Origin of the sequence: Mycolicibacterium confluentis (genome assembly GCF_010729895.1) — a bacterium.
In the GTDB taxonomy this organism is placed as follows: domain Bacteria; phylum Actinomycetota; class Actinomycetes; order Mycobacteriales; family Mycobacteriaceae; genus Mycobacterium; species Mycobacterium confluentis.
On the sequence record NZ_AP022612.1, the window covers coordinates 2,985,912 to 3,010,038 of the forward strand.

Below are 24,127 nucleotides of genomic sequence, written 5' to 3' on the forward strand. Positions count from 1 at the left end.
TATTCTCTTCGCTCTTGAAAGAGCGCCGGATCAGACGCCCAGGCTGCGCCCGATGATCTCTTTCATGATCTCGGTGGTGCCGCCGAAGATGGTCTGCACACGGGCGTCCAACCAGGCGCGGGCAACGTTGTACTCGCGCATGTAGCCGTAGCCACCGTGCAACTGCAGGCAGCGGTCGATGAGCTTGACCTGCGCCTCGGTGGCGTACCACTTGGCCATCGCGGCCTGCTCGGCCGACAGGTGCGCCTTGGTGTGCATCTTGAGGAACTCGTCGATCATGATGCGCACCGCGGTGGTCTCGGTGGCCAGCTCGGCCAGCACGAACCGGCTGTTCTGGAAGCTGCCGATCGGCTTGCCGAACGCCTTGCGCTCCTTGCAGTACTGGATGGTCTCCTCGAGAACCGCCTCCATGGCTGCGGCGGCCGAGATCGCGATCGTCATGCGCTCCTGGGGCAGGTTCTGCATCAGGTAGACGAAGCCCTGTCCCTCCTCGCCGAGGAGATTCTCGACGGGCACCTTGACGTCGGTGAAGGACAGCTCGGCGGTGTCCTGGGCCTCCAGGCCGACCTTGTCGAGGTGGCGACCGCGCTCGAAGCCCTCCATGCCGCGCTCCACCATCAGCAGCGAGAAGCCCAGCGCGCCCTTCTCGGGGTCAGTCTGAGCGACGACGATCACCAGGTCGGACAGGATGCCGTTGGTGATGAAGGTCTTCGAGCCGTTGAGGATGTAGTGATCGCCCTGCTTGACGGCGCGGGTCTTGATGCCCTGCAGGTCGCTTCCGGTGCCCGGTTCGGTCATGGCGATCGCGGTGATCAGTTCGCCGGAGCAGAACCCGGGCAGCCAACGCTGCTTCTGCTCCTCGGTGCACAGGCGCAGCAGGTACGGCGCCACGACGTCGTTGTGCAGCGCGAAGCCCAGTCCGCTGAAGCGGCCGCGCGTGTTCTCCTCGGCGATCACCGCGTTGTAGCGGAAGTCATCGTTGCCGCCGCCGCCGTACTCCTCCGGCACCGCCATGCCGAGGAAGCCCTGCTTGCCGGCCTCGAGCCACGCACCTCGGTCGACGATCTTGTCCTTCTCCCACTGCTCGTGGTACGGCGCGACATGCTTGTCCAGGAAGGCGCGGTACGACTCGCGGAAGAGATCGTGCTCGGGCTCGAACAGGGTGCGCTGGAACTTCACGGCGTTGCTCACGGGGACCTCCGGGGCGGGTTTGATCAAACTGCGAATCTTGCGCACGACGATATACCAACCGGGTGGTTGGTCGGGAATCGGGCTGCCGACCTGCGCACCTAGACTCGGGAGTCATGAGTGCGCGCGGCAACACCGCACCGATGAGCCTCACCCACTGGGGTGCGTTCCATGCCGACGTCGCCGACGGCGACATCACCGCCGTCACCGCCCCGGCCTACGACACTGACCCGTCGCCGCTGCTCGACAACCTGGTCGGGTCGATCCGGCACCGCTCCCGCGTCGCGGCCCCCGCGGTGCGGCGCGGTTGGCTCGAACACGGCCCCGGCCCCACCGGGGCACGCGGCTCCGACGAGTTCGTCGAACTGTCGTGGCCCGAGCTGACCGAGGTGCTCGCGACCGAACTGCGTCGGGTGGTCGACCGGTACGGCAACGAGGCCATCTACGGCGGCTCCTACGGCTGGTCCAGCGCCGGGCGCTTCCACCACGCACAGAGCCAGGTGCACCGGTTCCTGAAACTGCTCGGCGGATACACCTTCTCGCGACACTCCTACAGCCTCGGCGCCACCGGCGTGATCATGCCGCGCGTGGTGGGCACGCACGACAACCTGTTCAAACGCTCCACGAGCTGGGACGTGATCGCCGAGCACACCGATCTGCTGGTCTGCTTCGGCGGTGTCGGCCTCAAGAACACCGCGATCAACGATGGTGGCACCACGGCACATCCGGCCCGCGAGGCGCTGGCGCGGTTCCGCGCCCGCGGCGGGCACATCGTGTCGGTCTCCCCCCTGCGCGACGACGTCGTCGGGCCCTGCGACTGGCTGGCCGCCGTACCGGGCACCGATGTGGCCATCATGCTCGGCCTGGCGCACACCCTGGTCTCTGAGGGGCTGCACGACAAGGAGTTCCTGCGCGAATTCTGCACGGGCTACGACGTGTTCGAGGGGCACCTGCTCGGCCACGACGACGGCGTGCCCAAGTCGGCGGAGTGGGCCGCACAGATCAGCGGGGTGCCCGCCGACACGCTGCGCGCCCTGGCCCGGCGGATGGCGGCGGGGCGCACGATCCTCACTGTCAGCTGGTCGCTGCAGCGCACCCGCTACGGCGAGCAGGCCCCCTGGATGGGCCTGACACTGGCCGCGATGCTCGGCCAGATCGGTCTTCCCGGAGGCGGTTTCGGCCACGGCTACGGGTCCATGAACGAGCCCGGCCTGCCGCCGGTGCGGTGCCGCCTGCCCCGCCTGCCGCAGGGCCCCAACCCCGTGCAGACGTTCATTCCGGTGGCCGCGGTCAGCGATATGCTGCTGCACCCCGGCGAGATGTTCGAGTACAACGGCCAGCGCCTGCGTTACCCCGACATCCGATGCGTGTACTGGGCCGGCGGCAACCCGTTTCACCACCACCAGAACATTCCCCGCCTGCGGCGCGCACTGAGCCGAGTGGACACCGTTGTCGTGCACGACCCGTACTGGACCGCGATGGCCAAGCACGCCGACATCGTCGTCCCCTCCACGACACCGTATGAGCGCGACGACTTCTCGGGTTCCCGCAACGATCCCCGACTGGTCGCGATGCCCGCCCTGGCACCGCCGTACGCCCAGGCTCGCAACGACCACCGGACCTTCGCCGCCCTCGCGCACCACCTGGGATTCGGCGAGGCGTTCACCGACGGCCGCACCGAACGGGAATGGCTCGAGCACATGTACACCACGTGGGCCGCCGAACTCGACTTTTCAGTCCCCACCTTCGACGAGTTCTGGGCCCGTGGCCACCTGGACCTGCCCGTCGAGGAGGGGCTGACACTGCTGTCGGAGTTCCGTGCCGACCCGGCCGCGCATCGACTGGCCACGCCCAGCGGACGCATCGAGATCCACTCGGACACCATCGCCGGGTTCGGTTACGCCGACTGTGCGGGCCACCCACGCTGGTATGAGCCCGCCGAATGGCTCGGCGGGCCGCGGGCCGCCGAGTTCCCCCTGCACCTGCTGGCCAACCAGCCGGCCTCCCGACTGCACAGCCAACTCGACGCCGGGCGCACCAGCCAGGCGTCGAAAGTCGCTGGCCGCGAACCGATCCGGATGCATCCCGAGGACGCGACGGAACGTGGGCTGGAGCCCGGGGACGTGGTGCGGGTGTTCAACGATCGCGGCGCGTGCCTGGCCGGGGTGGTGCTCGACGAAGGTGTGCGCCCGCGTGTGGTTCAGTTGGCCACCGGCGCGTGGTATGACCCCGTCGATCCGGCCGACCCGGATTCGCTGTGCGCGCACGGCAATCCAAACGTCCTCACCGACGACGTCGGAACCTCTGCGCTGGCGCACGGGTGCACCGGTGCGCACGTGCTGGTGCAGGTGGAGAAGTACACGGGCACTCTTCCCCCGGTGCGGGCCCACGAACCCCCGCGGATCACCGCCCGCGCTGATCGTCGGGAAACCGCGGCGCCACCAGATCCACGAACGCCTCGCTGATCCGATAGGCGTGCGCCATCGGATGGCCGCGCAGAATCGCCGCCGACAGCACGGTGTTGATGATGCCCCACAACATCACCGCGGCGTCGTGGGCCTCCTGCTCGCCGAGAGCCGAGAAGTCGTGCGCAAGGGTGCGGGTCGCGACCTCGGCGAACTCGTCCATCATCTGCGCGGCGGCCGGGTCGGTGGAGTTCTGCAGCAGGAGACAGACTTTGAAGAACCCCGGCCGTTTCTCGAAGCTCGTGACGATGGCTCGCACCTTGGCGCGCAGACGCTGCACCGCGGGCCGCGAGTCCGAGTCGTCGGCCACGAAGACCGGTTGCGCCCATTCCGCAAGCACCGCGGCGTAGACGTGTTCCTTGGAGCCGAAGTACCGGTACAGGGTGCCGAGTGCGACGTCGGCGCGTTCGGCGACGTCGCGCATCTGGATCTGCTCGTAGTCGTGCTCCTTGAGCGCGGCAAGGGCCGCGTTCACGATCTGGGTGCGGCGCGCACGCTTGTACTCGGGCAGTTCGTCCGACGCCCCCGCGAGACTGACCGGACCGCCCGTCATCGCCGCGGCAATCCCAGGATCATGGTGGCGATGATGTTGAGCTGGATCTCCCGGGTGCCGCCGCCGATGATCTCGGCGGGCAACTGCAGCGTGTGGGCCACCGCGGTGTCCCCGACCCCATGGGTCAGTGCCGCAGGACCCGCGAATTCCACAGCGGCGGTGCCGATCCGGCGCAGGACGGCGCCGGTGGCGACCTTGGCGATGCTGGTCGCGGGGCCCGGTGAGTGCCCTGCGAGCCGGGACAGCGTGTCCCGCAGGTTCAGTGCGGCGATGGCATTGGTGGCGGCGCGGACCTCACCGAGCGCGCGCACCAGGGCCTCGCGGTCGGCCCCGGGGCCGTCTGCGAGGTTCCGCAGCACCGACTCCCGGTCGTTGTTGATGTACCCGCTGATCGCGGCGCGTTCGTTGGCCATGGTGGCCAGGGCCAACGACCATCCGGCGTCGGGAGCCCCGACGAGCATGTCATCGGGGACGAACACGTCGTCGAAGAACACCTCGTTGAAATGCGCGTCGCCGGTGGCCGTACGCAGCGGACGCACCGTGATCCCGGGCGTCGTCATGTCGACCAGGAAATAGCCGATCCCCTTGTGCTTGCGGGCCTCTGGATCGGTGCGCGCCAGCAGTGCACCCCAGTCGGCGCAGTGCGCCGAGGACGTCCACACCTTCTGCCCGTCGATACGCCAGCCACCGTCGACCCGGGTGGCTCGCGTACTCAGCGCCGCCAGATCCGATCCCGCGCCGGGCTCACTGAACAGCTGGCACCAGGCGTGGGTGCCGCGCAGGATCGGTTCGGCGAACTGTGCGCGCTGCGCGTCGGACCCGAAGGCCAGGATCGTCGGCAGGATCCATTCGGCGATGCCCAGCGAGGAGCGGACGACCTCGGGTCGCCGGTCGAACTCCTCGGTGATGATCAACTGCTGAACGGGCGTGGCGTCCAGGCCCCAGGGTGCGGGTAGGTGCGGGGCCAACAGGCCCGCGGCCGCCAGGACATCGCGCTGCGCCCCGGTGTAGAGGTTGGCGTAGTCCGGGCTCTGCCGGCCGGGTTGGTCGTTGACCACGGTCGCGGCGTGGTCGAGGATCTCGACGACGCGCGCCCGGAACTCGGTCTCGACGTCGGGCAGTTCGATGGAGAAGTCGCGGGTGGGGGCCGCAGGCTCACCGAGTTGGCGCGCCCACCGGCCGACAGGTCCGCTGGCCGCGGACAGGCTGATCGCCCGCCGCCAGTACAGGTGCATATCGTGTTCCCACGTGTAGCCGATGGCCCCGAACATCGTCAGCGCGTCCAGCGCCAGGTCGGGCAGCTTGGCGTTGCCGACGATGGCCGCGCCGGCGGCGGCGATGAGCTGCTGGGCCGCTGGCTGATCGGCGGCACGGGCCGCATCCCAGGCCGATGCGGCGATGAGTTCACTGTCGATGTAGAGCGCGGCGGCCCTGTGCTGCAACGCCTGGAAGGCGCCGATCGGCTGGCCGAACTGCTCCCGGACCTTCAGGTGCGCGATGACGTTGTCCGTGCACCAGCGGGCGACACCCGCCGCCTCGGCCGCGGTCAGTGCCACCGCGGCGAACCGCGCGGCGTCGACGTCGAACCCGTCCGCGACGGCAGCGCTGCTGACCAGGTGGCCGTCGACCCTCAGGGTGGCGACGTCGCGGGTCAGGTCTGTGCCCGCCTCCGCGACGACGTCCAGGCCGTCCCCGCCGGTGTGCAGCACCGTCCACACGGTGTGGGTGTCGGTGCGCGCCGAGACGACGAACCGCTGCGCACCCGCGAGCCCGACCACCGGTCCGACCGCACCGGTCAATTCCCAACCGCCGTCGACGGGGGTGGCCGTCAGCTGGCCGGATTCCGGCAGCACCACGACGGCCCTGGTGCCCTCGGCGATCTCAGCGGCGAGCGTGCGCAGCACGGGCCCGGCGCCGGGCGCAGCCGCGACCGCGCCGGCGATCATGGTCGGCAGCAGCGGTCCGGGCAGCAGTGCGTAGCCGGCGGCATCGAGGACGCACGCGGCCTCAGTCAGGCCGCCGCCCTGGCCTCCCGCGGACTCCGGCAGATGGACGGCGTGGAAACCCTGGCCGGTGAAGGCCTTCCACCAGTACGGAACGTCTCCGGCGGCGAGTTCGTCGAACTGCGTCCTGGTCTGCGCCAGCGGCGCGTGGCGCGTCGCGAAACCCGCCACGGCAGCGGACAACTGCGCCTGTTCGTCGGTCAGTGCGAGGGCCACATCGTCTCCTTCACCGGCGCGGCGCGTACTTGAGCAGCGTCACGTCGTGGTCCAGAACGTCGACGAACACCGGCGTCACGGGCATGCCGACCTCGAGTTCCTCAGGTGCGACGTCGACGAGTTCGGTGGCGAAGCGCGGCCCCTCATGCCATTCCACGATGGCCAGCAGGTGTGGCACCGCGTCGGCGAACTGCGGCGCCACCGGGCGTTCCGCGACGGCGAAGCTGACCAGGGTGCCCGCGCCGGAGATCTGGCGCCATTCCAGGTCGTCGGCCAGTGTGCCCGGCGCCAGCACGCGCGGGTAGAACACGTACCGCCCCAACGACGGGGAGTACTGGATCCACACCTCGTGGCGACGCAGTCCATCCCAGTAGGGCTGCGAGACCGGGGTGGGCAACGGCATCGGACGTTCGAGTGCGGTCATGGCTAGTCCCCCACCAAGATCAGGGCTTCCTGCTCACTGAGCACGCCGCCGTTGCCGGAGACGAAAGCCCGGTTGCAGTCGTCAATCTGGGTGTCGGCGGCGCGGCCCATGAGTTGGCGAGTGGCGTCGCAGACGTGGTGCATTCCACCGGCATTGCCGGGTTGGCCGTAGCCGAGTTGGCCGCCGGCCGTGTTCATCGGGAAGTCACCGCGGAAGGTGAGGTCGTGGTCGGTCACGAACTGCATGCCCTTGCCCTTCTCGCAGAAGCCGGCGTCCTCCAGTGTCAGCAGCGCGGTGATGGTGTAGCAGTCGTAGATCGACACCATGTCCACGTCGGCCGGGGTGAGTCCGGCCATGCCGAAGGCTTTGGGGGCGATGTGCTGCATGGGTGTGTTGAGCGGGTCCTCGGCGTAGACCGGTGACTTGTAGGGCACGCGTTCGCCGAAGCCCTTGATCCAGACGGGCCGGTTGCGGCCCTTGCGGGCCAGGCGCTCACTGGTGACCAGGACCGCCGATCCGCCCATGCACGGCATCACGATTTCGAGCATGTGCAGTGGTGAGGCGATGATCGGGCTCGCGAGCACGTCGTCAACGGTGATCGGTTTGTCGCGGAACACCGCGCCCGGGGTGTGGTTGGCGTTGACCCGCTGGTCGACGACGATCTTGGCCATCGCGCGTTCGTCGTATCCGTATGTGGCGGCGTACATCTGGGCGACCTGCGCGTACGGCCCGTTCTGGCCGAGGTAGCCGTAGGGAATCTCGAACTCCGCCTGCGGCGACCCGTAGCGGAAGCTTGAGGCGCCGAAGTACACCGCGTCGCCCATGTTCAGTGGCCGCTGCTCGTGCATGGGCGTGAGGTAGATGGCCGGGATGGCGCACAGCACCGCTTCGCAGATGCCCAACTCGATGGCCGCGGCGGCGCGCCACACCATCGCGGCCGCGCTCGCGCCGCCGAGGTCGACGTACTCGGCGAAGTTGACCTTGATCCCGAGGTACTCCACGACCGTCGAGGGCACGAAGAGTTCGGATTCGAAGACTCCCGTGGTCACCAGTCCGTCGACGTCCTGCACGCTCAGTCCCGCGTCGGCCACGGCCGCCGCGGCCAGCCTGGCCCACTGCTCGATGGTGAACTCCGGTGTGCCAGAAGGCATGCGCTCGCACGGCAGTTCGTGGAAGCCGACGATCGCAGCCTCGCCTCTCAGACCCATGCCGCCAGCATAGAGGAATTGAAATCTCATTCCTGTTTTGGGGTGGCGACACACGGTTTGGCGAAATTGACAGTGATCTTCGTGCGCCGATGCAAGGATTCCCTGGCGTCGACGGAGCATCGGCTGGCAAGGACAGGAATATGCGGACACAGATACGTTCAACAGTCGGTTCGATCACGGTGGTGGTGATCGCGTTCGTCAGTGCGATGGTGCTTGCGCTGACCGGAACGATGCAGGCCGCGATCACCCTGGCGGCCAACACGGCCCTGATCGTCCCGGGTACGGGCACGTCGAATCCCGACGGCTCCACCAACTACCTCAAGAACGCCGTCAACCACTACGTGAACCCCTCCTGGAGCGCGATCAATCCCTGCACCTCCGATGTGGGCTGCGCCGAAGGTGTCCCCTACACCGCGCAGTTCTGGCCCTTCCCGTTCGCCGGGTGGGGTGGCCTGGAGGGCGCGAAGTGGAACGACTCGGTGCAGAACGGCGTGGTGTCGCTGTCGTCACGCTACGGCGAGGCGCAGGCCGCCGCCGGTCCCGGCGACGAGGTCGTCATCTTCGGCTACTCGCAGGGTGCGACGGTTGCCAGCATCGTCAAGCGGCAGTTGGCCAACCCGCCCGAAGGGCTGCCCGGCCTTCCTGACAATGTGCGGTTCGTCCTGATCGGCAACCCGAATCGGCCCAACGGCGGCCTGTTCGAACGCCTCGCGATGTTCGGCACCGTACCGATCCTGGACGCGACGTTCGGCCAACCGACCCCGACCAACACGTCGCCGACGGTGAACACCACCGACATCGCGTTCCAGTATGACGGCGTGGCGGACTTCCCGGCGGTGCCGTGGAATCTGCTGGCGGTTCTCAACGCCGCGCTCGGCTTCGAGTACGTGCACGGCACCTACCTGGACCCGCGCGGCCGACCCGGTCCCGAAGAGGGCGAACTCCCCTACGGCTATGACGCGGCCGACATCGAGGCGGCCATCACGGCCTGCAAGGCGGACCCCTCCGGTGCGAACTGCCAGCGGCACGGCGACACCGTCTACGTCACGCTGGCCGCGAACTCGCTGCCGCTGTTCCAGCCGTTCATCGACCTGGGTACCTCGACGGGCACCAGCTGGCTCATCAACCCTGTCGTCGCGCTGCTGCAGCCGTTGACCCAGACGCTGATCGAAACCGCCTACATCCGTGACGACTACGGCCGGCCCACACCGTTCACCCTGATCCCGCGGGTGAACCTGGTGAAGCTGATCGTCGACCTGATCAACGACATTCCGGAGGGCATCAACGCGGCGATCGCGACGATCAACGACCCGAACCACAAGATCCCGGACCTGCCGCGGATGTGGGGCGAGGAGAGCGACTCGGCGGACACGCTGACCGTCCTGGCCCGCACTCAGAACGGCGGCACGGGCACCACCGAGATCCCGGACCCGCAGACGACGGTGGTCGGAGATCCACAGGACGACACCACCACGGTGGCGAAGTCCAACGTGGAACTGCCGAAGCTGCCCGCCCTGAAGCTGCCGAAGCTGGTGTCGGTGAAGACGTCTGAGGACGACTCCGTGACACCCGCCGGCACGGACGCTGACGCTCTCGAGCCGAAGTCCGATGTCGAGCCCGTGCGCGATCTGGCCAAGGCGGCCCGCAAGGTGCTGGGCCCGCCGCCCAAGGCCGTCGAGAAGGCCATCAAGAAGGCCGCAGACCGGGCCGCTGCAAGGACGGAGCGGGTCCAGTCGCGGTTCAGCGGGAAGAAGGCTGCGGCCGCAGAGACGGCGGACAAGCCGGCAGCCGACAAGCCCGCAGCCTAGGAGCCTGATCACCGCCGAAAGTTGACTTGTTCACGGGTCTTCCCAGCCCAGGACGGCCCCTAAACAAGTCGACTTTGGGCGCAATCCGGCAGGCCCGCGGCCTCGCGGCCGTGGCTAAACGGTCGCGAACTCCCGCAGGCTGGCAGCCAGAGCGGCCGGCACCTGCGCCTTGATCCGGGTGCCGCCCTCGGTGTGCTCGGTGGCGTCGACCCGTCCGACTTCGTGCACGCGCGCCACGAGTTCGCCTCGGTCATACGGAATGGTCACATCCACCGAGATGTCGGTGGGCTCGACCATCTCGCCCATCCGCTGCCGAAGCCGCTCCAGGCCGTCACCGGTGTGCGCCGAGACGAACACGGCCCCGGGCAGCGCGCGGCGCAGCTTGGCCAGCGCGAGGTCACCGGCGGCGTCGATCTTGTTGACCACCAACAACTCTGGCGGCGGGGCGGCGTCATGCGAGGCGATCACCTCGTTGACCACCTCACGCACGGCCTTGATCTGCCCCAGCGGATCGACGTCGGACCCGTCGACCACGTGCACCAGCAGGTCGGCGTCGAGCACCTCCTCCAGCGTGGACTGGAAGGCCTCGACCAGCTGGGTCGGGAGATGCCGCACGAATCCCACGGTGTCGGTCAGCACGAACGGCCGGCCGTCGTCGAAAGTGCCGCGGCGCGTGGTGGGTTCGAGCGTCGCGAACAGCGCGTTCTCGACCAGCACACCGGCCCCGGTCAGGGCGTTGAGCAGGCTGGACTTGCCCGCGTTGGTGTAGCCGACGATGGCCACCGACGGCACATCGTTGCGCCGGCGGCTTCCGCGCTGGGTGTCGCGGATCTTCTTCATGTCCTTGATCTCGCGCCGCAGCTTCGACATCCGCTCGCGGATGCGGCGGCGGTCGGTCTCGATCTTGGTCTCACCGGGTCCGCGCGTACCGACGCCGCCGCCGGCACCACCGGCGCGGCCACCGGCCTGCCGGGACATCGACTCACCCCAACCGCGCAGTCGCGGCAGCATGTACTCCATCTGCGCCAGCGACACCTGCGCCTTGCCCTCTCGGCTGGTGGCGTGCTGGGCGAAGATGTCGAGGATCAGCGCGGTGCGGTCGATCACCTTGACCTTGACGGCCTTCTCCAGCGCGTTCAATTGCGCGGGCGAGAGTTCACCGTCGCAGATCACGGTATCGGCGCCGGTGGCGACCACGACCTCGTGCAGTTCGATGGCCTTGCCGGAGCCGATGTAGGTCGACGGATCCGGCTTGTCGCGGCGCTGGATGAGGCCCTCGAGCACCTCCGAGCCTGCGGTCTTGGCCAGTGCCGCGAGTTCGGCCAGGCTGGCTTCGGCGTCGGCGGCACTGCCCTCAGTCCAGACCCCGACCAGGACCACGCGCTCAAGGCGCAGCTGCCGGTACTCGACCTCGGAGATGTCCTCGAGTTCGGTGGACAGTCCGGCGACGCGGCGCAGGGCCGACCTGTCGTCGAGGGCCAGCTCACCTGCGGTGGGCTCATGGGGAAAGCGCGGATGTTCAGTCATAGGCAGGACCCGATGGTGTCATGCCCGGATGCCCGACGGCCAACGAATATCAAGCGGGCGCACTCCACCAGTCGTCGGAGATCTCGCCGTGGGCCAGCAGCACCGACGGCCCGCGAAGCCAACTGGTCGCGTCGGTGACGGTGACGGTGACCTCACCGCCGGGAATCCGCACCACCACGGTGCCGGTCGCGGCGTCCTCGTGGCGCAGGGCCGCGACGGCCGCGGCGACGGTGCCGGTTCCGCAGGATCGGGTCTCCCCGACTCCACGCTCATGCACGCGCATCGACACCGCACCGTCGACCGGTGCGGTCAGCACCTCGACGTTGACGCCGTTCGGAAACAGCCCAGCGTCGAACTGCACGGGTGCGGCGACGTCGAGCGCCGCCAGGTCGGCGAGGCTCAGCTGCGGGTCGACGCAGGCCAGATGCGGGTTGCCGACGTCGACGGCCAGGCCGGCGAACGAGCGTCCGCCCACGGTGGCGGTGCCTGCGCCGAACTGATTGGCCTTGCCCATGTCGACCGTGACCTCCGCGGTGACGGGATCCCAGCCGTGGATCATGACGGGCCGCGCGCCCGCCCGGGTGCCGACGACGAACTCCTGGCCGCTGACCAGCCCGGATGCGGCAAGGTAGTGCGCGAAGACCCGCACGCCGTTGCCGCACATCTCGGCGATCGACCCGTCGGCGTTGCGGTAGTCCATGTACCAGTCGTCGGCGCCGACGCCGGCGGGCAGGGCCGCGAGCACACCGGCGTCGCGGGCCGCTCCCGCCGTGGTCACGCGAAGCACACCGTCCGCACCGAGACCGCGGCGGCGGTCGCACAGCGCCGAGACGCGCGCGGGCGTCAGATCCAGTTCGGCAGCAGGGTCCGGCAGCACGACGAAGTCGTTCTGCGTGCCGTGTCCCTTGGCGAACTTCACTCGGTCAGGATACGTGCCGCCACGCGGCCGACGCCGCATCGCACAGGTCCGAGGCCGCACCGTTGAGCCATTGCACTCGGTGGTCCCGCCGGAACCACGAGCGTTGTCTGCGCACATAGCGGCGCGTGCCGATGAACGTCGGCTCCCGCGCGGCCTGACCGTCACCGCCGGCGTCGAGATCGGAGAGCACCTGCGCATAGCCCAGTGCCCGCGAGGCCGTGACGCCGTCGCGCAGGCCGTCTGCCAGCAGCGCGCGCACCTCGTCGACCAGTCCCTCATCGAACATCATCTCGGTGCGCAGACGCAGGCGCTCGTCGAGAAGTTCGGTGTCCCAATCCAATCCGATGATCACGGTGTCCCAGCGGGGCGCGCCGATGGTCGGCGCGGACGCCGCGAACGGCTGCCCGGTCAGCTCGACGACCTCCAGCGCCCGCACGATCCGCCGACCGTCGGTGGGACGGATCGCCTCGGCCGCGGCCGGGTCCTGCCGGGCCAGTTCGGCGTGCAGGGCGGCCGTGCCGACGTCGGCCAGGCGCGCCTCCCAGCGGGCCCGCACCTCCGGATCGGTCGCCGGGAACACCCACTCGTCGAGCAGCGACTGGATGTAGAGCATCGACCCGCCGACGATCACTGGGACCAGTCCGCGGGCCGCGATGGCCTCGATGTCCGCCGACGCGGCCTCCTGATAGCGCGCCACGGTCGCGGTCTCGACGACGTCGAGCACGTCGAGTTGGTGGTGCGGGATGCCGCGACGTTCGGCGGCGGGCAGTTTCGCGGTGCCGATGTCCATGCCCCGGTACTGCTGCATCGCGTCGGCGTTGACGATTTCGCCGCCGAGCGATTCGGCCAGGTCCAGGGCCAGGGCTGATTTGCCGGTGCCGGTCGGTCCGATGACCGCGATGGGTCTCATGGCCGCCAGACGCCCGCGAAGTAGCCGACGCCGTACGGCGCGCCACGGTAGCGCTCCTGCGCACCCCTGGGCTGCGGCAGCAGGCCCGCCAGCACCTGATAGGCCACGCGGCCCACGACGCCGTCGGGCAGCGCGGCCAGCACCTCGGCGTCTCCGGCGGCGAGCGCGTCATCGAGTGCGGCCTGCGTGACGACCGACTCCGGGTCGTGGCCGCCGGGGGCCGACGGCGTCAGGGTGTGCAGACCGTCGGCAACCACGAGCACCCCGATCTGCGCGTCGGAGCGCTCGATGTCGGCGCGCAGGTCGGCACCCAGACGACGCGCCGTGGCGACGTCATGGGTCGCGGCGAAACAGTGCACGCGGGCTTTTGCCTGAGGCGCCACCTGGGCCCGCACCCATCCGCTGATCAGCGCGCACAGCGGCAGTTCGGTCAGCGGACCGGTGTCGGTCGGCCCCAGGGTGACCCGCACGTCGACGCCATAGCCGGCCAGCGTGCCGGCCGCTTCGGGGCCGATGACGGCGTCGGCCCCGGCGACGCCCACGCAGATCCACTGGTCGGGCAGTGTGGCCGCGGACGCGAAGACCGCGTCACGCAGCTCCATGAGTTCGTCGGCGGCGGCACCGGCAAGCTGCGGGACGAGCAGCGGCGCCGACGGGATGATCGCAACGGCTGTCAGCACGGCGTCAACGTTATCCGTGCAACTCGGCGTCGATCGCGACGCTGTCTTTGGCCTCGCCGCGGGCCAGCGCGACGGTCGCCACGACCATCGCCGCGATCGCCGCGACGAGGACGAACCAGCCGGCCTCGCCGGGGCGCAGCGTCTCCCCCAGCACCACCACGCCGAGCACGGAGGCCACCACCGGTTCGGTGATGGTCATCGCGGGCAGCGACGCGGTGATCGGTCCGGCCCGGAACGACGACTGCTGCAGGGCCGTCCCGCCGACCGCCAGCGCGGCCCACACGTACAGCTCGGGCGACAGAAGCAGGGGCTCGAGTCCCTTGCCGAGCAGGTCCACCACGCCCTTGGTCAGCACCGCGAAGACGCCCCACAGGATGCCCGACACGATGCCCAGCAGCACCGCGCTGACGGGCCCACGCCGCCGGTTGGCGGCCAGCACGCACACCACCACCACGGGGATGGCCACCGCCGCGACCGCACCCCACGTCTCGACGTCGGCACGCGACTGCCCGGCGGTGGGGTTGCCGACGGTGACGATGATCACGACGGACGCGGCCAGCAGCACGGCCCATGCCCACTCCCACCGAGTCACCCGCCGGTGCGCCGCCCGCGCACTCATGGGAAGCGCGAACAGCAGCGAGGTCACCAGCAGCGCCTGCACCAACAGCACCGACCCGAGCCCCAAAGCGGCGGCCTGCAGCACGAATCCGACCGCGGCGACCCCGCTGCCCAGCCACCAGGCGCGGTCCTTGAGCAGTTGCAGGAACAGGCCCACATGCCCGACGTCGGCCCCGGGCACCTCGTTCGCGGTGCGCTGGTGAATGACGTCGCCGATCGCGATGAACAGCGCCGCGCCGAGCGCCAGGAGTGCAGCGATGTCGGCTTTGACCATGTCGCGGGAGACTACCTGCTTGAATACGTGGGAGAAGAAGGCGCCGCGTCGCGCGGCAGTGCGCGGGAAATCCGCGTGGAGAGTAGGGACAGCTGGTCATGACCACACAAGATCCGACGAACGCCGGCTCGGCACCGACACCGGGCCCGATCCCCGGTCCGAAACCGGGTCCGCGCCCCGGACCCCGCCCGTCCGCCGCACCCGTGCCACCACCGACCTCCGTGGCACCCGGCAGCGATCCGCACCGGTTCGGCCGGGTCGACGACGACGGCACCGTCTGGCTGATCAGCTCGGCAGGCGAGCGCATCGTCGGGTCGTGGCAGGCCGGTGACGCCGAGGCGGCCTTCGCACACTTCGGGCGGCGTTTCGACGACCTCTCCACCGAGATCGCGTTGATGGAGGCCCGACTGGAATCGGGCACCGGCGACGCGCGCAAGATCCGTGCCGCGGCCGCGACGCTGGCCGAGACGCTGCCCACCGCAAGCGTATTGGGCGATGTGGACGCCCTGGCCGCCCGCCTGTCGGCCATCACCGAACACGCCGAGTCCGCCGCCGCGGAGGCCAAGGCCAAGCGCGAGGAACAGCGCGCCGAGCAGACCGCACGCAAGGAGGCGCTGGCCGCCGAGGCCGAGGAGCTGGCCGCCAACTCCACGCAGTGGAAGGCCGCGGGCGATCGCCTGCGCACGATCCTCGACGAGTGGAAGACCATCACGGGACTGGACCGCAAGACCGACGACGCGCTGTGGAAGCGGTATTCGGCGGCCCGCGAAACGTTCAACCGCCGCCGCGGCTCCCACTTCGCCGAACTCGACCGTGAGCGCGCCGGGGTCAAACATGCCAAGGAGACGCTGTGTGAGCGCGCCGAGGCGCTGTCGGGCTCGACGGACTGGGGCCCCACCAGCGGCGCGTTCCGTGACCTGCTGGCCGAGTGGAAGACCGTCGGCCGGGCCGCCAAGGATGTCGACGACGCGCTGTGGCGCCGCTTCAAGGCCGCGCAGGACACCTTCTTCGCGGCTCGCAACGCCGTGACCGCCGAGCGGGATGCCGAGTTCAAGGCGAACGCGACGGCCAAGGAGGCGCTGCTGGTGGAGGCCGAACGCATCGACACCTCCGACGCGGATTCCGCGCGTGCCGCACTGCGCACGATCACCGACAAGTGGGACGCCATTGGGAAGGTGCCGCGGGAACGCACGGACCTCGAACGGCGTCTGCGCGCGATCGAGAAGAAGGTGCGCGACGCCGCCGAAGCCGACTGGACGGACCCGCAGGCTCAGGCCCGCGCCGAGCAGTTCCAGGCCCGGGTGGAGCAGTACGAGAAGCAGGCCGCGAAGGCCGAGGCCGCGGGACGCACCCGCGAGGCCGAAGAGGCCAGGGCCAATGCCGAGCAGTGGCGGCAGTGGGCCGACGCCGCGGCCAGTGCGCTGACGAAAAAGCGTTAGTCGGACTGCTCGTCGGGTCCGAGGTCGTCGAGCAGTCCCTTGGACTGCCTCTCGGCGGCCTCGCGCCGGCGGGCGTCCTCTGCGGCCAACTGCACCGCGGTGCGGGTCCACACCACGCGGGCCCAGTGGAACGCCAACACGATGACGGTGATCCACGCGATCACCAGGCCGATGCTCGGGCCGGGTTGACCCGCGGCGGCGGTCTGGCGGGTCCACACCGCCAGCAGGCCGGTCGCAGCGGCCAACCAGGTGCCTGCCAAGGCCACCCAGGCCACCACCCACCGCCGCGTCAGCAGCGCCAGCATCGAGAATCCGATGCCGAAAACCAAAGTCAGCCACACGAATACGCGTGACGGCAGGCGGATGCCGACGTCGACCGCGGCCTCGTTGCCCAGCAGGACATCGACACCGCGCGCGGCACCGGAGTGCGGCAGGATGAACGTCACCAGCAGCACGAACACCAGGATCGCGACGACCAGCGCCCGGGCCCCCGGCTCGATCTCACCCGCGACGCGCTTCTCGGCGGCGTCGATGTCGCTCCGGAAGTCGTCGAAACCGTTGGACCTGCTCATCGCTCACACCCCACAACCTGTGGCGCAGGCTCCGGCGCGCCGAGTCCCGGCAACCCCAACCCGATCGTGCGGGGGCGTTGCCCCGCCTCGTGCGCGTCTCCGGCGCGAGTGCGGCGATGCGACAACAGCGCAGCGTCGGCGATCAGGTGGTGCGGTGCGGCCCCAGTGACAGTCGTGGTCACGACGTCACCGGGCCGAACGTGAATGTCCCCGGCCGTGAAGTGCACCAGTCGCCCGTCACGCGCGCGTCCGCTCATCCGCGACGTCGCGGTGTCCTTGCGGCCCTCGCCCGCGGCGACCAGGAGTTCGACAGTGCGCCCCACCTGTGCGGTGTTCTGCTGCAGGGAGATCTCCTCCTGCAGGGCGATCAACCGCTCGTAGCGCTCCTGCACGACGGCCTTGGGCAACTGGTCGGGCAGGTCGGCGGCCGGCGTGCCCGGACGCTTGGAGTACTGGAACGTGAACGCGCTGGCGAACTGTGCCCGCCGGACGACGTCCAGGGTGGCCTGGAAGTCCTCTTCGGTCTCACCGGGGAAGCCGACGATGATATCGGTCGTGATCGCCGCGTGCGGCATCGCGGACCTGACCCGGTCGATGATGCCCAGGAACCGCTCGGCACGGTAGGACCGGCGCATGGCCTTGAGCATGCGGTCCGAACCGGACTGCAGCGGCATGTGCAGCGCGGGGCAGACATTCGGGGTCTCCGCCATGGCCTCGATGACGTCGTCGGTGAACTCCGCGGGGTGCGGCGAGGTGAACCGGACGCGCTCGAGTCCGTCGATCTGCCCGCACGCGCGCAGCAGCGACGCGAAAGCGCCGCGGTCACGCGGGGTCTCGGGATCGGCGAACGACACGCCGTAGGCGTTCACGTTCTGCCCCAGCAGCGTGACCTCGAGCACACCTTGGGAGACCAGTGACTGAACCTCGGCGAGGATGTCGCCGGGCCGGCGGTCCACCTCTTTGCCGCGCAACGACGGCACGATGCAGAACGTGCAGGTGTTGTTGCAGCCGACCGAGATGGACACCCATGCCGCATAGGCTGATTCGCGTGCGGCCGGCAGCGCCGACGGGAACTCCTCGAGCGCCTCGACGATCTCGACCTGGGCGGCCTGGTTGTGTCTGGCGCGTTCCAGCAGGGTGGGCAGCGATCCGATGTTGTGCGTGCCGAAGACGACGTCGACCCACGGGGCGCGCTTGAGCACCGCGTCGCGGTCCTTCTGCGCGAGGCATCCGCCGACCGCGATCTGCATTTTCGGGTCGCTGGCCTTGCGCGGCGCGAGATGGCTGAGGTTGCCGTAGAGCTTGTTGTCGGCGTTCTCGCGGACCGCACACGTGTTGAACACGACGATGTCGGCGTCGGATCCTTCGGGGGCCCGGGTGTAGCCGGCGCCCTCCAGCAGGCCCGCAAGACGCTCCGAGTCGTGCACGTTCATCTGGCAGCCGTAGGTGCGCACCTGGTACGTGCGCGCAGCGGCACCAGACGTCTCAGTTGACGCCCCCAGATCCTTTGCCGGTGCCGAAGTCACTCGACCATGGTACGGACGCGCTGCGCAGCGACCCAATCCGCAGATTGCCCAGTTGCGGGCACGCTGGGGTTTTCCTGGGTAAGGTCTTGGCGCATGGCCGCCGATGCCGATCATCTCGACACCGTGCCGATGATCTCACTACATGAGGTCAACAAACATTTCGGAACCCTGCATGTCCTCAAGGACATCAATCTCGACGTCTCTCGTGGGCAGGTGATCGTCGTTCTCGGCCCGTCCGGTTCCGGCAAGTCCACGCTGTGCCGCACCATCAACCGTCTCGAGACCATCGACTCGGGGACCATCGCGATCGACGGGCAGGCAGTGCCTGCGGAGGGCCGCAGGCTCGCCCAGCTGCGCTCGGACGTGGGCATGGTGTTCCAGTCGTTCAACCTGTTCGCCCACAAGACCATCGTCGAGAACGTCATGCTCGCGCCGGTCAAGGTCCGCAGGACCGGCAAGTCGCAGGCCCGCACCGAGGCCATGGCCCTGCTGGAGCGCGTCGGGGTGGCCAATCAGGCCGACAAGTATCCGGCCCAGTTGTCCGGCGGCCAACAGCAGCGTGTGGCGATCGCGCGGTCGCTGGCGATGAAGCCCAAGGTGATGCTGTTCGACGAGCCCACCAGCGCGCTGGATCCCGAGATGATCAACGAGGTCCTGGCGGTCATGACCGCCCTGGCCGAGGAGGGCATGACGATGCTCGTGGTCACCCACGAGATGGGGTTCGCGCGCCGGGCCGCCGACCGTGTGGTGTTCATGTCCGACGGCGCGATCGTCGAGGACGCTCCGCCCGAAGAGTTCTTCTCCAACCCGAAGACCGATCGCGCCAAGGATTTCCTCGGCAAGATCCTCAACCATTGATCGCGAAAGGAAACCCCATGTCCACCATGCGATTCCGCGTGGCGGCCGCCGTAGCGCTGGCCGCCGCCCTCCCCCTGGCGCTGACAGCGTGCGGCGGTGGCGGCGACGAGAACAAGATCGTGATCGGGACCAAGTTCGACCAGCCCGGGCTGGGGTTCAAGAACCCCGACGGCACAGTCACCGGCTTCGACGTCGACGTGGCCACCTACGTCGCGGGCGAACTCGGCTACACACCCGAGCAGATCGAGTGGAAGGAGTCGCCGTCGCCGCAGCGCGAGACGATGATCCAGAACGATCAGGTCGACTACATCGTCGCGACGTACTCGATCACCGACGCCCGCAAGGAGAAGGTCTCCTTCGCCGGCCCGTACCTGCTGACCGGGCAGAGCCTGATGGTGCGCGCCGACAACACCGACATCACGGGCAAAGAGTCGCTGCAGAACAACAAGAAGCTGTGCTCGGTGTCGGGCTCCACTCCGGCGCAGAAGATCAAGGCTGAGTTCCCGGGTGTTCAGTTGCAGCAGTACGACACGTACTCGGCGTGTGTCGACGCGCTCAAGAACGGCGGCATCGACGCCGTCACCACCGATCAGGTGATCCTGGCCGGCTATGTGGCGCAGGCTCCCGACAAGCTCAAGCTTGTGGGCGAACCGTTCTCCGAGGAGCGCTACGGCATCGGCCTGAAGAAGGACGACACCGAACTGCAGACCAAGATCAACGACGCCCTGGAGAAGATGGCCGCCGACGGCGCCTGGACGGCCGCGTTCGAGAAGAACCTGGGCCCGGCCGGTCTGACCGCGCCCACGCCGCCCGCCGTCGACCGCTCCTGACCGAACCGCCCAGCCCGAGTACACGAAAGATTCCGACGCCCCGATGGAGATATTCACCGAGTACCGCGATGCGATCTTCGCGGCGTTCTGGATGACCATCAAGCTGACCGTGTACTCGGGCCTCGGCGCGCTGGTGCTCGGCACGGCGCTGGCCGCGATGCGACTGGCGCCCGTGCCGGTGCTGAACTGGATCGGCACGGCGTACGTCAACATCATCCGCAACACCCCGCTCACGCTGATCATCGTGTTCTGTTCACTGGGCCTCGGCCAGACCCTGAGAATCACGCTGGTCGATCCGAATTCGACAACCTCCATCGCGGACAGCAACTTTCGGCTCGCGGTCCTCGGGCTGACGGTCTACACCGCGTCCTTCGTGTGTGAGACCGTCCGCTCGGGAGTGAACACCGTCCCAATCGGGCAGGCCGAGGCCGCGCGGTCGCTGGGGCTGACGTTCACCCAGAATCTTCGATTCATCCTGATGCCGCAGGCATTTCGCGCGGTGATCATCCCGCTGGGGTCGGTGCTGATCGCCCTGACGAAGAACACCACGATCGCCTCTGCCATCGGCGTCGCCGAGGCGGCGCTGCTGATGAAGGAGTTGACGGAGAACACCGCGGCCCTGCTGACGGTGGGCACGATCTTCGCCGCCGGGTTCGTACTGCTGACGCTGCCGATGGGTCTGCTGTTCGGCTGGCTGGGCCGGCGACTGGCGGTGAGACGCTGATGTCGGGCGCCTCAGTCCTTTTCGACGCACCCGGGCCGCGCGCCCGGGCTCGCAACCGCATCGCCACGGCCGCGACGGTGGTCGTTCTCGCGGCAGTGGCCGCCGCGGTGCTGTGGCAGTTCGCCGAGAAGGATCAGCTGACCGCGGAGAAGTGGTCGCCGTTCTTCACCGCCAACCTGTGGAAGACCTACCTGCTGCCGGGCCTGCAGGGCACGCTGATCGCGGCCGCGCTCTCGATCGTGGCCGCGATGGTGCTCGGCTTCCTCCTCGGCATCGGCCGCCTGTCCCCCCACGCCGTGGTGCGCTGGCCGTCCGCGGTGTTCGTCGAATTCTTCCGAGCCGTGCCCGTCCTGATCATGATGATCTTCAGCTTCGCGCTCTTCGGCGCGTACGACGTCGTGCCGTCGAAGTATCAGGCGCTGGCCGGTGTGGTCACGGGCCTGACCCTGTACAACGGCGCGGTGATCGCCGAGATCATCCGGGCCGGTGTCCATTCGCTGCCCAAGGGCCAGGCCGAGGCCGCTTCCGCACTCGGAATGCGGTGGGGCCAGACCATGCGGTCGGTGCAGTTGCCGCAGGCGGTCACCGCGATGCTGCCGGTGCTGATCTCGCAGATGGTGGTGGTGCTCAAGGACACCGCGATCGGCTACCAGATCCTTTACCTGGAGGTCGTGCGCCAGGCCACCAATGTGGCCGGGGCTTACGGCAACTACATCCCGGCCCTGATCGTCGTGGCACTCGTGTTGATCACCATCAACTTCGGCCTCTCAGCGTTCGCGACGTGGTTGGAACGTCGGCTGCGCCGATCGCGGCGCACGCCCGAACCCGTGCGGGCGCACGCGTTGGAACCGGGCGACTGACCCCTAGATCAGGGTGGCCGCCCGCTCGAGCTGCTGGGTGTTCGGCGGCTGATAAAACGACAACACCACATGCTGGCAGCCCGCCGCCTCGTATTCCGGCAGGGTGGCCAGTTCCTTGTCCATCTGCGCGGGGTCCTGGGGATGCAGGAACAGCTGCACCGAACGGCGGATGTCCGAAGGATCGCGACCGACCTCGGCACACGCGCCGTCGAGACGCGCGCTGGTCGCAGCCCACTCGTCGGCGCCCTGGGCGGGCATGTTCCACTCGTCCGCGTGGCGGGCGACGACCCTCAGCATCTTGGGCTTGCCGCCGCCGATCACGATCGGCGGGTGCGGCCGCTGCAGCGGCTTCGGGTTTGCCAACGCGTCGTCGACCGTGAAGAACTGCCCGGCGTGGCTGAACCGGTCATTCGCCCACAGCCCGCGGATCACGGTGAGCGCCTCGTCCAGCATGGCGACCCGCCGCCCCGGGCTGGGAAACGCCAGGCCGTAGCCGGCGTGCTCATTCTCGTGCCATCCCGCACCGATGCCGAATTCCAGCCGGCCACCGGAGATGTGGTCGACGGTCACCGCCATCTTCGCGAGCACCGCCGGATTGCGGAATGTCACCGAACTGACCAGGCAGCCGATCCGGGCGCGCTGCGTCACCGCTGCCATAGCCGCCAGCGACGTCCAGCCCTCGTACGTCGGCTGCTCGGGATCGACCAGTCCGTAGAAGTGGTCGTAGTTCCAGACACCGTGAAATCCCAGATCGTCGGCGGCGCGCCAGAACTGTTCGAGGACCGGATAGTCGAACACGGGCGCGAGTTTGGCGGAGACCAGCATGTCCGCAACCTACCCGCTCATCGCCAGGAAGGACCTCAGACCCGGCGACGCTCTCGTTCGGCTGCCAACTCGACGTTGACCACGTCGAACGCCAGGCCCTGACTGTAACCGCGGCGGGCCAGCATGCCCACCAGCCGACGCATGACCTTAGTGTCATCGTCATCGGCCAAGCGCTCGCGGCGCAGCTTGGCGCGCACCAGTTCCTCGGCCCGCTGGCGCTCGGCGCCCGCGTCGATGTCGGCCAACGCCTCTTCGATGACCTCGTTATCGACGCCCTTGGTCCGCAGCTCGGCAGCCAAGGCGCGCTTGCCTTTTCCGGCATTGACCCGCCGCGAGCGCACCCACTGTTCGGCGAAGTCCGCGTCATCGATCAGGCCGACATCGGTCAACCGGTCGAGCACCGCGGCGCTCACGTCCTCGGGATAGCCCCGCTTGGTCAGCTGACCCTCGAGTTCGGCCCGTGTCCGTGCCCGCACGGTGAGCAGACGCAGGCACAGCGCCCGCGCCTGCTCCGTGCGCTTGGCCGGGTCAGAAGTCGACTGGGGCTGGCAGGACGTCATCGGCCAGATCGTCGGTCATCACGGCACCGATGCCGAGCTTTTCCTTGATCTTCTTCTCGATCTCGTCGGCCGTCTCGGGGTTGGACAACAGGAAGTTGCGGGCGTTCTCCTTGCCCTGACCCAACTGCTCACCCTCGTAGGTGAACCAGGACCCGGACTTGCGGATGAAGCCCTGCTCCACACCCATATCGATCAGTGAGCCCTCCTTGGAGATGCCCTTGCCGTAGAGGATGTCGAACTCAGCCTGCTTGAACGGCGGCGACACCTTGTTCTTGACGACCTTGACGCGGGTGCGGTTGCCGACCGCGTCGGTGCCGTCCTTGAGCGTCTCGATGCGTCGCACGTCCATGCGCACGGAGGCGTAGAACTTCAAAGCCTTACCACCCGTGGTGGTCTCGGGCGAGCCGAACATCACGCCGATCTTCTCGCGGAGCTGGTTGATGAAGATCGCGGTGGTGCCGGAGTTGCTCAGTGCGCCCGTGATCTTGCGCAGCGCCTGGCTCATCAGCCGGGCCTGCAGGCCGACGTGGCTGTCACCCATCTCGCCCTCGATCTCGGCGCGAGGCACCAGGGCCGCCACCGAGTCGATGACCAGGATGTCCAGCGCGCCGGACCGGATCAGCATGTCGGCGATCTCCAGCGCCTGCTCACCGGTGTCGGGCTGCGACACCAGCAGCGCGTCGGTGTCGACACCGAGCTTCTTGGCGTAGTCGGGGTCCAGCGCGTGCTCGGCGTCGATGAAGGCCGCGATGCCGCCGGCGGCCTGAGCGTTGGCCACCGCGTGCAGGGCCACCGTGGTCTTACCCGAGGATTCCGGGCCGTAGATCTCGACGACGCGGCCACGCGGCAGGCCGCCGATGCCCAGGGCGACATCCAGGGCGATGGATCCGGTGGGGATGACCGAGATCGGCTGCCGCGCCTCCTCACCGAGGCGCATCACCGAGCCTTTGCCGAAATTCTTCTCGATCTGGGCCATCGCCAGTTCGAGGGCCTTCTCGCGATCGGGTGCCTGCGCCATGGTGGTACCTCTCCGGTAGTCGTGGTTGACCGGTTCTCGGTCGGTTGGCCGTGACGCTAGATCAGGGCACCGACAAGTCTGGGAATCATCGATCGAACTTCCACCAGACTAGCGAACAGGTG

Annotated in this window: 22 protein-coding genes; 7 read left to right on the plus strand and 15 right to left on the minus strand. The window is 68.7% G+C overall.

The annotated features are described in order from the left end of the window. Positions 1-30: 30 nt before the first annotated feature. Entirely contained in the window at positions 31-1,191 is a 1,161-nt protein-coding gene (locus tag G6N34_RS13865) for an acyl-CoA dehydrogenase family protein (RefSeq protein ID WP_085152705.1), read from the minus strand. 113 nt (positions 1,192-1,304) lie between these two features. Between G6N34_RS13865 and G6N34_RS13870 the strand changes: the two genes are divergently transcribed. Continuing rightward, positions 1,305-3,653, plus strand: a complete 2,349-nt coding sequence (locus G6N34_RS13870; protein WP_085152568.1) for a molybdopterin guanine dinucleotide-containing S/N-oxide reductase — start codon at positions 1,305-1,307, stop codon at positions 3,651-3,653. Here the strand turns inward: G6N34_RS13870 and G6N34_RS13875 are convergent. The 4 genes from G6N34_RS13875 to G6N34_RS13890 are packed head-to-tail and all read right to left on the minus strand — an operon-like array spanning position 3,592 to position 8,057. Then, a complete protein-coding gene (locus G6N34_RS13875; protein WP_085152569.1) occupies positions 3,592-4,206 on the minus strand; it encodes a TetR/AcrR family transcriptional regulator in 615 nt (204 codons plus the stop codon). The two genes, G6N34_RS13870 and G6N34_RS13875, sit on opposite strands and share 62 nt — an antisense overlap. Beyond that, on the minus strand, positions 4,203-6,425 hold the full coding sequence (locus G6N34_RS13880; protein ID WP_085152570.1) for an acyl-CoA dehydrogenase family protein: 2,223 nt from the start codon (positions 6,423-6,425) through the stop codon (positions 4,203-4,205). Before G6N34_RS13880 ends, G6N34_RS13875 begins: the two co-directional genes overlap by 4 nt. A gap of 10 nt (positions 6,426-6,435) precedes the next feature. Next, positions 6,436-6,849 carry a Zn-ribbon domain-containing OB-fold protein gene (locus G6N34_RS13885; protein ID WP_085152571.1) on the minus strand — a complete coding sequence of 138 codons (414 nt, stop codon included), beginning with the start codon at positions 6,847-6,849 and terminating at the stop codon, positions 6,436-6,438. A gap of 2 nt (positions 6,850-6,851) precedes the next feature. After that, positions 6,852-8,057: a thiolase family protein gene (locus G6N34_RS13890; protein ID WP_085152572.1), complete on the minus strand. Its 1,206-nt coding sequence runs from the start codon at positions 8,055-8,057 to the stop codon at positions 6,852-6,854. Positions 8,058-8,197: 140 nt separating this feature from the next. On the opposite strand from G6N34_RS13890, the gene G6N34_RS13895 reads away from it, so the two are divergent. Then, entirely contained in the window at positions 8,198-9,865 is a 1,668-nt protein-coding gene (locus G6N34_RS13895) for a PE-PPE domain-containing protein (RefSeq protein ID WP_085152573.1), read from the plus strand. Between the two features lie 114 nt (positions 9,866-9,979). Here the strand turns inward: G6N34_RS13895 and hflX are convergent, their stop codons facing one another. From hflX to G6N34_RS13920, 5 genes are read right to left on the minus strand one after another with little or no spacing between them, the layout of a single operon-like run. Next, positions 9,980-11,392: a GTPase HflX gene (gene hflX, locus G6N34_RS13900; protein WP_085152574.1), complete on the minus strand. Its 1,413-nt coding sequence runs from the start codon at positions 11,390-11,392 to the stop codon at positions 9,980-9,982. A gap of 49 nt (positions 11,393-11,441) precedes the next feature. Continuing rightward, the gene (gene dapF / locus G6N34_RS13905) at positions 11,442-12,311 is read right to left on the minus strand and encodes a diaminopimelate epimerase (protein WP_085152575.1); all 870 of its coding nucleotides are present in this window, start codon (positions 12,309-12,311) and stop codon (positions 11,442-11,444) included. A gap of 4 nt (positions 12,312-12,315) precedes the next feature. After that, positions 12,316-13,221, minus strand: a complete 906-nt coding sequence (miaA, locus tag G6N34_RS13910) for a tRNA (adenosine(37)-N6)-dimethylallyltransferase MiaA (protein ID WP_085152576.1) — start codon at positions 13,219-13,221, stop codon at positions 12,316-12,318. Further along, positions 13,218-13,901 (minus strand): class III extradiol ring-cleavage dioxygenase family protein, encoded by a 684-nt coding sequence (locus G6N34_RS13915; RefSeq protein ID WP_085152577.1) that lies wholly within the window; start codon positions 13,899-13,901, stop codon positions 13,218-13,220. The genes miaA and G6N34_RS13915 overlap by 4 nt, the downstream gene beginning before the upstream one ends. Positions 13,902-13,911: 10 nt before the next feature. Next, the gene (locus tag G6N34_RS13920; protein WP_085152578.1) at positions 13,912-14,793 is read right to left on the minus strand and encodes a DMT family transporter; all 882 of its coding nucleotides are present in this window, start codon (positions 14,791-14,793) and stop codon (positions 13,912-13,914) included. 98 nt (positions 14,794-14,891) lie between these two features. On the opposite strand from G6N34_RS13920, the gene G6N34_RS13925 reads away from it, so the two are divergent. Continuing rightward, positions 14,892-16,232 (plus strand): DUF349 domain-containing protein, encoded by a 1,341-nt coding sequence (locus G6N34_RS13925; protein WP_085152579.1) that lies wholly within the window; start codon positions 14,892-14,894, stop codon positions 16,230-16,232. Here G6N34_RS13925 and G6N34_RS13930 read toward each other — a convergent pair. Both G6N34_RS13930 and miaB read right to left on the minus strand, forming a co-directional pair. After that, on the minus strand, positions 16,229-16,804 hold the full coding sequence (locus tag G6N34_RS13930; RefSeq protein ID WP_085152580.1) for an Rv2732c family membrane protein: 576 nt from the start codon (positions 16,802-16,804) through the stop codon (positions 16,229-16,231). The two genes, G6N34_RS13925 and G6N34_RS13930, sit on opposite strands and share 4 nt — an antisense overlap. Continuing rightward, entirely contained in the window at positions 16,801-18,330 is a 1,530-nt protein-coding gene (gene miaB, locus G6N34_RS13935; RefSeq protein ID WP_234812934.1) for a tRNA (N6-isopentenyl adenosine(37)-C2)-methylthiotransferase MiaB, read from the minus strand. The genes G6N34_RS13930 and miaB overlap by 4 nt, the downstream gene beginning before the upstream one ends. A gap of 129 nt (positions 18,331-18,459) precedes the next feature. On the opposite strand from miaB, the gene G6N34_RS13940 reads away from it, so the two are divergent. The 4 genes from G6N34_RS13940 to G6N34_RS13955 are packed head-to-tail and all read left to right on the plus strand — an operon-like array spanning position 18,460 to position 21,602. Then, complete coding sequence (locus G6N34_RS13940) at positions 18,460-19,188, plus strand: amino acid ABC transporter ATP-binding protein (RefSeq protein WP_085152582.1); 729 nt, start codon at positions 18,460-18,462, stop codon at positions 19,186-19,188. A gap of 17 nt (positions 19,189-19,205) precedes the next feature. Next, on the plus strand, positions 19,206-20,018 hold the full coding sequence (locus G6N34_RS13945; RefSeq protein ID WP_085152583.1) for a glutamate ABC transporter substrate-binding protein: 813 nt from the start codon (positions 19,206-19,208) through the stop codon (positions 20,016-20,018). 43 nt (positions 20,019-20,061) lie between these two features. Next, on the plus strand, positions 20,062-20,742 hold the full coding sequence (locus tag G6N34_RS13950) for an amino acid ABC transporter permease (RefSeq protein ID WP_085152584.1): 681 nt from the start codon (positions 20,062-20,064) through the stop codon (positions 20,740-20,742). Next, entirely contained in the window at positions 20,742-21,602 is an 861-nt protein-coding gene (locus G6N34_RS13955; protein ID WP_085152585.1) for an amino acid ABC transporter permease, read from the plus strand. The genes G6N34_RS13950 and G6N34_RS13955 overlap by 1 nt, the downstream gene beginning before the upstream one ends. A gap of 3 nt (positions 21,603-21,605) precedes the next feature. On the opposite strand, the gene G6N34_RS13960 is transcribed toward G6N34_RS13955, so the two are convergent. The 3 genes from G6N34_RS13960 to recA are packed head-to-tail and all read right to left on the minus strand — an operon-like array spanning position 21,606 to position 24,005. Beyond that, positions 21,606-22,427, minus strand: a complete 822-nt coding sequence (locus tag G6N34_RS13960; RefSeq protein WP_085152586.1) for a TIGR03560 family F420-dependent LLM class oxidoreductase — start codon at positions 22,425-22,427, stop codon at positions 21,606-21,608. A gap of 35 nt (positions 22,428-22,462) precedes the next feature. Then, positions 22,463-22,987, minus strand: coding sequence for a recombination regulator RecX (gene recX, locus G6N34_RS13965; RefSeq protein WP_085152587.1), 525 nt, complete (start codon positions 22,985-22,987; stop codon positions 22,463-22,465). Then, entirely contained in the window at positions 22,956-24,005 is a 1,050-nt protein-coding gene (gene recA, locus G6N34_RS13970; RefSeq protein WP_085152588.1) for a recombinase RecA, read from the minus strand. Before recA ends, recX begins: the two co-directional genes overlap by 32 nt. Between the last annotated feature and the right edge of the window lie 122 nt (positions 24,006-24,127).

Excerpts from the sequence above, each read along its gene's own strand:
- G6N34_RS13870 (WP_085152568.1), top strand. The coding sequence starts at position 1,305 with ATGAGTGCGCGCGGCAACACCGCACCGATGAGCCTCACCCACTGGGGT.
- G6N34_RS13945 (WP_085152583.1), top strand. The coding sequence starts at position 19,206 with ATGTCCACCATGCGATTCCGCGTGGCGGCCGCCGTAGCGCTGGCCGCC.
- G6N34_RS13885 (WP_085152571.1), bottom strand. The coding sequence starts at position 6,849 with ATGACCGCACTCGAACGTCCGATGCCGTTGCCCACCCCGGTCTCGCAG.
- G6N34_RS13960 (WP_085152586.1), bottom strand. The coding sequence starts at position 22,427 with ATGCTGGTCTCCGCCAAACTCGCGCCCGTGTTCGACTATCCGGTCCTC.
- G6N34_RS13920 (WP_085152578.1), bottom strand. The coding sequence starts at position 14,793 with ATGGTCAAAGCCGACATCGCTGCACTCCTGGCGCTCGGCGCGGCGCTG.
- G6N34_RS13890 (WP_085152572.1), bottom strand. The coding sequence starts at position 8,057 with ATGGGTCTGAGAGGCGAGGCTGCGATCGTCGGCTTCCACGAACTGCCG.
- G6N34_RS13930 (WP_085152580.1), bottom strand. The coding sequence starts at position 16,804 with ATGAGCAGGTCCAACGGTTTCGACGACTTCCGGAGCGACATCGACGCC.
- G6N34_RS13925 (WP_085152579.1), top strand. The coding sequence starts at position 14,892 with ATGACCACACAAGATCCGACGAACGCCGGCTCGGCACCGACACCGGGC.
- G6N34_RS13940 (WP_085152582.1), top strand. The coding sequence starts at position 18,460 with ATGATCTCACTACATGAGGTCAACAAACATTTCGGAACCCTGCATGTC.
- G6N34_RS13955 (WP_085152585.1), top strand. The coding sequence starts at position 20,742 with ATGTCGGGCGCCTCAGTCCTTTTCGACGCACCCGGGCCGCGCGCCCGG.
- G6N34_RS13950 (WP_085152584.1), top strand. The coding sequence starts at position 20,062 with ATGGAGATATTCACCGAGTACCGCGATGCGATCTTCGCGGCGTTCTGG.
- recX (WP_085152587.1), bottom strand. The coding sequence starts at position 22,987 with ATGACGTCCTGCCAGCCCCAGTCGACTTCTGACCCGGCCAAGCGCACG.
- hflX (WP_085152574.1), bottom strand. The coding sequence starts at position 11,392 with ATGACTGAACATCCGCGCTTTCCCCATGAGCCCACCGCAGGTGAGCTG.
- G6N34_RS13875 (WP_085152569.1), bottom strand. The coding sequence starts at position 4,206 with ATGACGGGCGGTCCGGTCAGTCTCGCGGGGGCGTCGGACGAACTGCCC.
- recA (WP_085152588.1), bottom strand. The coding sequence starts at position 24,005 with ATGGCGCAGGCACCCGATCGCGAGAAGGCCCTCGAACTGGCGATGGCC.
- G6N34_RS13895 (WP_085152573.1), top strand. The coding sequence starts at position 8,198 with ATGCGGACACAGATACGTTCAACAGTCGGTTCGATCACGGTGGTGGTG.
- miaA (WP_085152576.1), bottom strand. The coding sequence starts at position 13,221 with ATGAGACCCATCGCGGTCATCGGACCGACCGGCACCGGCAAATCAGCC.